Annotated in this window: 5 protein-coding genes and 1 pseudogene; 5 read left to right on the forward strand and 1 reads right to left on the reverse strand. The window is 43.0% G+C overall.

Annotated features, from left to right (window positions below; all coding sequences use genetic code 11):
* Positions 1-89: 89 nt before the first annotated feature.
* Positions 90-1,031: an ADP-ribosylglycohydrolase family protein gene (locus IQ229_RS08550; protein ID WP_194042899.1), complete on the reverse strand. Its 942-nt coding sequence runs from the start codon at positions 1,029-1,031 to the stop codon at positions 90-92.
* Between the two features lie 392 nt (positions 1,032-1,423).
* On the opposite strand from IQ229_RS08550, the gene IQ229_RS08555 reads away from it, so the two are divergent.
* From IQ229_RS08555 to IQ229_RS08575, 5 genes and pseudogenes are all read left to right on the forward strand, one after another.
* Positions 1,424-1,963, forward strand: coding sequence for a hypothetical protein (locus tag IQ229_RS08555; protein WP_194042900.1), 540 nt, complete (start codon positions 1,424-1,426; stop codon positions 1,961-1,963).
* A gap of 240 nt (positions 1,964-2,203) precedes the next feature.
* On the forward strand, positions 2,204-4,120 hold the full coding sequence (gene sir / locus IQ229_RS08560; protein WP_194042901.1) for a sulfite reductase, ferredoxin dependent: 1,917 nt from the start codon (positions 2,204-2,206) through the stop codon (positions 4,118-4,120).
* A gap of 99 nt (positions 4,121-4,219) precedes the next feature.
* Positions 4,220-4,660, forward strand: a pseudogene (locus IQ229_RS08565) (Uma2 family endonuclease); the annotation flags it as partial.
* A gap of 13 nt (positions 4,661-4,673) precedes the next feature.
* The gene (locus IQ229_RS08570; protein ID WP_194042902.1) at positions 4,674-5,381 is read left to right on the forward strand and encodes a 16S rRNA (uracil(1498)-N(3))-methyltransferase; all 708 of its coding nucleotides are present in this window, start codon (positions 4,674-4,676) and stop codon (positions 5,379-5,381) included.
* 68 nt (positions 5,382-5,449) lie between these two features.
* On the forward strand, positions 5,450-6,463 hold a 1,014-nt coding region (locus IQ229_RS08575; RefSeq protein WP_194042903.1), incomplete at its 3' end, for a tetratricopeptide repeat protein.

The raw sequence follows: 6,463 nt of genomic DNA on the forward strand, positions 1-6,463 counted from the left end.
CCCTCTTCCTTCTCTGCGAGACGCTGCGCGAATGCGCTCTTTGCGTCTTTTACGGTTCGTTTTTTACCCTTCAAACTTTGCTTGACAGACTACTTGTAAACAGCCCTTGCAAAACGCTCTGCTAAGTAAATAATGTCCTGTCTACGAGCAATTTGGTTCATCCATTGTTTAGGAATATTTTCCACGCCATAATAAATTCCCGCTAACCCACCGGTGACTGCGGCGGTAGTATCTGTATCTCCGCCTAAGTTGACAGCTTTCAGTACCGCTTCAGAATAAGACGAGCTATTTAATAAACACCACAGGGATGACTCCAAGGTATCAATCACATAGCCACCAGAATTAATCTCTTCCACTGGTATCTTGGCAATTTCACCACTGAAAACTCTGCCAAAATGCGGCTTCTCTAACAAAAATTCTCGGACAGAATAAATTGTTTGGATATCTTGCAATCCTTGTAGATAAGCTGTTTGAAGGTCAGCCCCTTCTAAGAGCGCCACTGCAATACTAATATAAATGCCACAGGCCATTTGCGATCGCGCATGAGCATGAGTAATCGCTGAAACATCATGCACCCGCGCCAGTAATTCGCCTAAAGTTAAACTTCTGTGACAATAAGCCATCGGCAAGATTCTCATCAATGAACCATTGCCATTACTATTTTCGACCTTCCCACCCGCCTGATGGGGAACAACTCCCTGCTTCAGGCGCATAATTGCTGTGTGGGTAGTTTGACCAATATCAAAGACATCGCCACGGGGAGTCCAGTAAGCCTCCTTATACCAGCGCCAGAAGGAATTGGCTATCGCATCCAAAGAATACCCTCTACAAAGGCATTCTGCCAAGCAAAAGCTTAATGAACTGTCATCTGACCAAGTTCCTGGTGGTTGATTCCATGTGCCATAACCCTGCATCGTTGTCACTGGAGATTTTGCTCGTTCAGCCCGGCTAGTAAACTCCACCGGCACACCCAACGCATCACCGACACATAAACCCATCAAACCAGACAACGTTTTTGCAGCGGTTAGCATTATTCAATCTCCACAATAATTGCTCAAAATTAACTTTATAGATTCCCTCTATAGCTTGTTGCAACGGATGCTACAGCCTACTTTTCATCCTATGTGAAAAGCTCGGCGAAAAATGTTAACTAGGTATTTTATTTACCATTTCCCAGCTTAGTTTTAGTTCCAAATATTGTGCCAGTTTTAAAAGCGTCTATTTTTGGAACAAAGAACCCAGAGGAAAAGACATTGAATGTAATTATAGCAGCTTATTTCTGAATTTTCGGGATAATTAGCCTGTAAACATCAAGCATCTATAGCAACATTAAGTTAATAAAATCTAAGAAACATTTGGAACATTCTCATACAATTATCGGCTTGGAATATACAAGTAAAAAATACAAAATTTGGTAAAAATTATGAAGCGCTTACTCAAGTCTTTCATGACAATTTCTGCATTGTCTTCTTTAATAATTGCTCCTCTTTTTCTATCAGATGGTCAAGCTTCTGCTGAAACTAAAAAAGGTACTGATGCTAGCTATGTTGGCGCTGGTGTTGCAGCTGGCGTTACCAGTGGCGGACAAGGTATCAACGATGATGCCACATTTGGTGGTAATGTTACAGGTCGCGTGAAATTAGGAACTACGCCGTTTTCTGCACGCGGTAATGTCCTCTGGAGTGATAAGACAAGTGCCATTATCCCAGAACTTTCTGTGGATGTGCCTATAGCTAATAAAACTAATGCCTATTTAACTGGTGGTTATTCTTTTGTAGAGAAAGATGGTTCGCCAACTCCCATAGGTAATAAAGATTCAGTAGTGGTAGGTGCTGGTGTTGAATCGGAAGTTGCTAATAACTTCCTCGTCTACACTAATGCTAAAGTCGGGCTTGGTGCCTACCAAAATAGCGATACTCCTGCTGTTAGTATCAATGGCGGTATTGGATATCGCTTCAAATAAAAGATTATTGAGTCCTCAGTCAGTTTATACTTAACTTAAGTACTCAGGACTCAGCACTTAAAACTCACTACTCCAAAAAGCTGGTTTTGTTAAGTATTACATCACTGACAAAGCCGGCTTTTGCCGTGGTAAAATTAAAACATTCCTCATTATTCCGGCCGGATTACCGGGGATCAAGTAGCCGAAAGGTGCTGATTCGGTGTCTACGTAATGCTTTATTGAGAATACTATACAAGTCTAATGGTTAAATCTGCTCCTTCCCCTATCGCTAGCCGTAAGCCTTCCAAAGTAGAAGGAATCAAGGAAAATAGTAATTTTCTGCGTGAACCTGTAGCAACTGAAGTTCTTCAAGACACTACGCATTTTACCGAAAGTGCGGTGCAGCTTTTGAAGTATCATGGTTCCTATCAGCAGGATAACCGCGACAATCGCACCAAGGGACAGGAAAAAGATTACCAGTTTATGCTGCGGACAAAAAATCCGGGTGGTTTAGTACCGCCGCAGCTGTATCTAGCTTTAGATAAAATAGCTGATGAGTATGGCAACCACACGTTACGAGCAACTACGCGTCAAGGTTTCCAACTGCACGGAATTTTAAAGAAGAATCTGAAATCAGCGATCGCCACAATTGTCAAGAACCTGGGTTCGACTTTGGGAGCTTGCGGCGACATTAACCGCAACGTGATGGCACCACCAGCCCCCTTTAAGAATCGCCCAGAGTATCAGTATGCTTGGGAGTATGCCCAGAATATTGCTGACTTGTTGACAGCGCAAACAGGCGCTTATTACGAAATTTGGTTAGATGGGGAAAAGGCAATTAGTGCTGAAGAAGCCCCAGAGGTTAAGGCAGCCCGACAACGCAATGGGAATGGCACAATTATCCATGACAACGAAGAACCGATTTATGGCACGCACTATATGCCCCGCAAGTTTAAAATTTGCGTGACAGTGCCAGGGGATAATTCGATTGATTTGTATTCTCAAGACCTGACGTTGGTAGTGATTACCAATAAGAAGAAGCAATTAGAAGGATTTAATATTTTTGCTGGTGGTGGCTTAGGGCGAACCCACGGTAAAGAAGAAACTTTTGCTAGGTTAGCAGACCCCATAGGTTATGTGGCGAAAGATGACGTTTACGACATAGTGAAAGCGATTGTTGCTACCCAGAGAGATTATGGCGATCGCACTGATCGTCGTCATGCCAGATTAAAATATCTAATCAACGATTGGGGTGTAGATAAATTCCGCACCCAAGTTGAAGAATATTTTGGTAAACCAGTTGAAGCCTTCAAGCCACTGCCAGAGTTTAAATATTACGACTTCCTCGGCTGGAATGAACAAGGTGATGGCAAGCTATTCTTAGGAATTTCCATTGATAATGGTCGAATCAAGGATGAAGGTTCGTTTCAGCTGAAAACCGCCTTGCGGGAAATTGTCGAGCAGTTCAACTTATCCATCCGTCTGACAGCCAACCATAACCTGATTTTTTACGATATCGAACCAGATAGTAAGCAAGCTATTCAAGACATTCTCAGCCGTCACGGTATCGTAGACGACCCTAGTAAAATCGAACCTTTAGTGCGGTATGCAATGGCTTGTCCGGCTTTGCCCACTTGCGGCTTGGCAATCACAGAATCAGAACGGGCAATACCGGGTATTTTGGAAAGAGTTCGCGCCCTTTTGGATAAAGTTGGTTTACAAAAAGAACATTTTGTGGTAAGGATGACAGGATGCCCCAACGGTTGCGCTCGTCCTTACTTAGCAGAATTGGGCTTTGTCGGTAGCGCTCCAGAATCTTACCAATTATGGTTAGGGGGTTCGCCAAATCAGACTCGACTGGCGCAACCTTATATAGATAAGCTGCACCATAATAATTTAGACACCTTCCTAGAGCCGATTTTTGTTTACTTTAAGAAGTCACGGAAATCGAAGGAAAGCTTTGGTGATTTTTGCGATCGCGTTGGTTTTGATGCCATCCGCGAATTTGCAGCTAGCTACGATCCTAACGCTGCTAATGGTGCAAACAAATCGCGTCATCGGGTGAATTTGAAAGAAGAGGTTTATAGCAAGTTGAAGGAAGTAGCAGAAAGTCAAGGTAAGCCGATGACTCAGTTGGTGAGTGAAGCGCTAGAGGCTTACTTCCAGAATCTTTCGTAAGCCGAAAAATTGAAGATAATGAAATCAAGGAGAGACACAGATAAATCCATCTGTGTCTCTCTCGCGTAAGTCCTAATACAGTTAGGTAACACATCCAAAGAAGAATTTGGTTTGGAAGTTAAAAGCGCTGGCTCATTGACTATGACGCGGGATGATTTGGAGCAAGGAGGCGAGCCGGACAGTAGTTACTATATCCAAAATGAATTGTTAGTCCATAACAAAGAAAATATTGACCTAAATACAGACCCACCACCAGACATAGTACTGGAAGTAGAATATTCTAGACCCAAGATAGACAAGTTAAGCCTTTATGCTTCAATGGGAGTCCCAGAATTCTGGCGGTATAACGGAAATATCTTGACAATCTATGCCCTTAACAGTGGACAATACTCGCAAAGCGATCGCAGTCCAACTTTTGCGCCTGTGCTGGTAACAGAGATTCCCCGATTTATCCAAGAAAGCAAGAAAGTTGGACAAATAGCAGCAACTCGTGCTTTCCGTACCTGGGTTAGACAACAGATATCTACAGCAGGGCAATAATTTATTAAGAAAAATGTCTCAACTGCAAAGAATTGCGATCGCACCCTCCCAATTTCAACAAGGGCAAATTTTGCTTACCAAAGAACAACAGCATTATTTGGGGCGTGTGTTGCGCTTGCGCGAAGGCGATCGCTTTATTGCAATGGATGGTAGAGGAAAATGGTGGTTGGCGCAGCTAGCAGGGGAACAAGCACAGGTTTTAGAATCGCTTTTGGTAGAAACTGAATTACCTATATCAATTACGCTGATGGTGGCGTTGCCCAAAAACAATGGATTTGATGAAGTGGTGCGGTGTTGTACAGAGTTAGGAGTAGCTTGTATTGCACCAGTATTGAGCGATCGCACTTTGCTTCATCCTAGTCCTCAAAAGCTCGAACGCTGGCGGCGCATCGCTGGGGAAGCCGCCGAGCAATCAGAGCGCTCGTTTGTACCAACAATTTTAGAGCCTGTTACTTTTAACACTGCTGTCACGGCTAATCAAACAAGTCACCGTTACATTTGTGAGGCTCGTGGTGAGTATCCCCATTTAAACAAAGTCCTGAATAGCATCTCTGAGGAGATCGTCATTGCTACTGGCCCAGAGGGAGGATGGACAACACAAGAAATCGAGAATGCGATCGCATTTGGATTTCAGCCGGTTTCCCTTGGTCGCCGCATCTTGAGAGCAGTTACAGCTCCAGTAGTAGCATTATCCCTAATTACCGCAGCTTGTGAAGTATAAATGATTTATAGCTCACGCAAAATTACTTTTGCGCGAGACATCACTCCAGCATGTATTTAAAGTAAGTGATGATTGAGCAAGTTGCGATCGCCTTTGAACATAAAGATTATCAAACAGCAGCTAAATTACTCAAACAGCTGCAAAAAGAATCACCCGAAAATCCTTGGGTACAATATTATCTCGGTCGGCTACATGAAGTATCTCAAAAGTACCAAGATGCAGAAAAAATTTATCGGCAATTGCTGCGAGATACAAGGAACGCCAAAATAGTAACGCTCGCACGCCAAGGTTTGCGACGGCTACAAGAAATGGAGCTAGAAGAAAGACAAAGAGCTATTTCCCAAGCAAAATCTGAACCAAATAACACCGAACTTGGCGTACTAATCTTAGAGCCACTCAGTACCGAGATGAAAACAGAAGCATCTCGAAAATTTGCTCAGATTATGCAGCTAGATCCCTACACTGCACGCCTGGTACTCCCAAGTCGTGGCTGGAGATTGTACCGCACTGGCCAAGTAGGAGAACTAAAATTTTATGGCAAACAGCTACAGCAGGCTGGTATTCCTTGCTTTTGGGCAACAATAGCGCAAATTCAGCAAATCCAAGTTTATCAAGTCAAACATTTCCAAGCATCTACCCCACAAGCTACTGTTGTTTGCCGAAACGAAGTCAATCAACTTGGTTCTCTCACCTTTGACTGGTCAGAAGTCACAGCAAGAGTAGTAGGACTTTTGCCCATTTTTGAACAAGTTGTAGATGTTGATGCCCGACATAAACTGGAATGGAAAACTCAAACACAAGACTATGCCCAGTTTTGTGATTTACACATACCTGGTAGACGTTCCATTCTCCGACTGTATGATAACGGCTATGAATTTCAGCAAGGTTTAGAAATCATTCCTCAAGCTAGCCAAAATACAATCAGAATTAATTGGAATAGTTTATCAAGTTGGATTGACCAGCAATTACCTCAAGTCAAAATCTGGTCAGATTTCACGTCTTTTGCAGATACAACATTAGATCAAACAGAAATGTTGATTCATATCAAGTCTCACGTCGATCTGTTTCGTAGAGAACAGACT

It is taken from the genome of Nostoc cf. edaphicum LEGE 07299 (assembly GCF_015207245.1).
GTDB lineage: Bacteria > Cyanobacteriota > Cyanobacteriia > Cyanobacteriales > Nostocaceae > Nostoc > Nostoc edaphicum_B.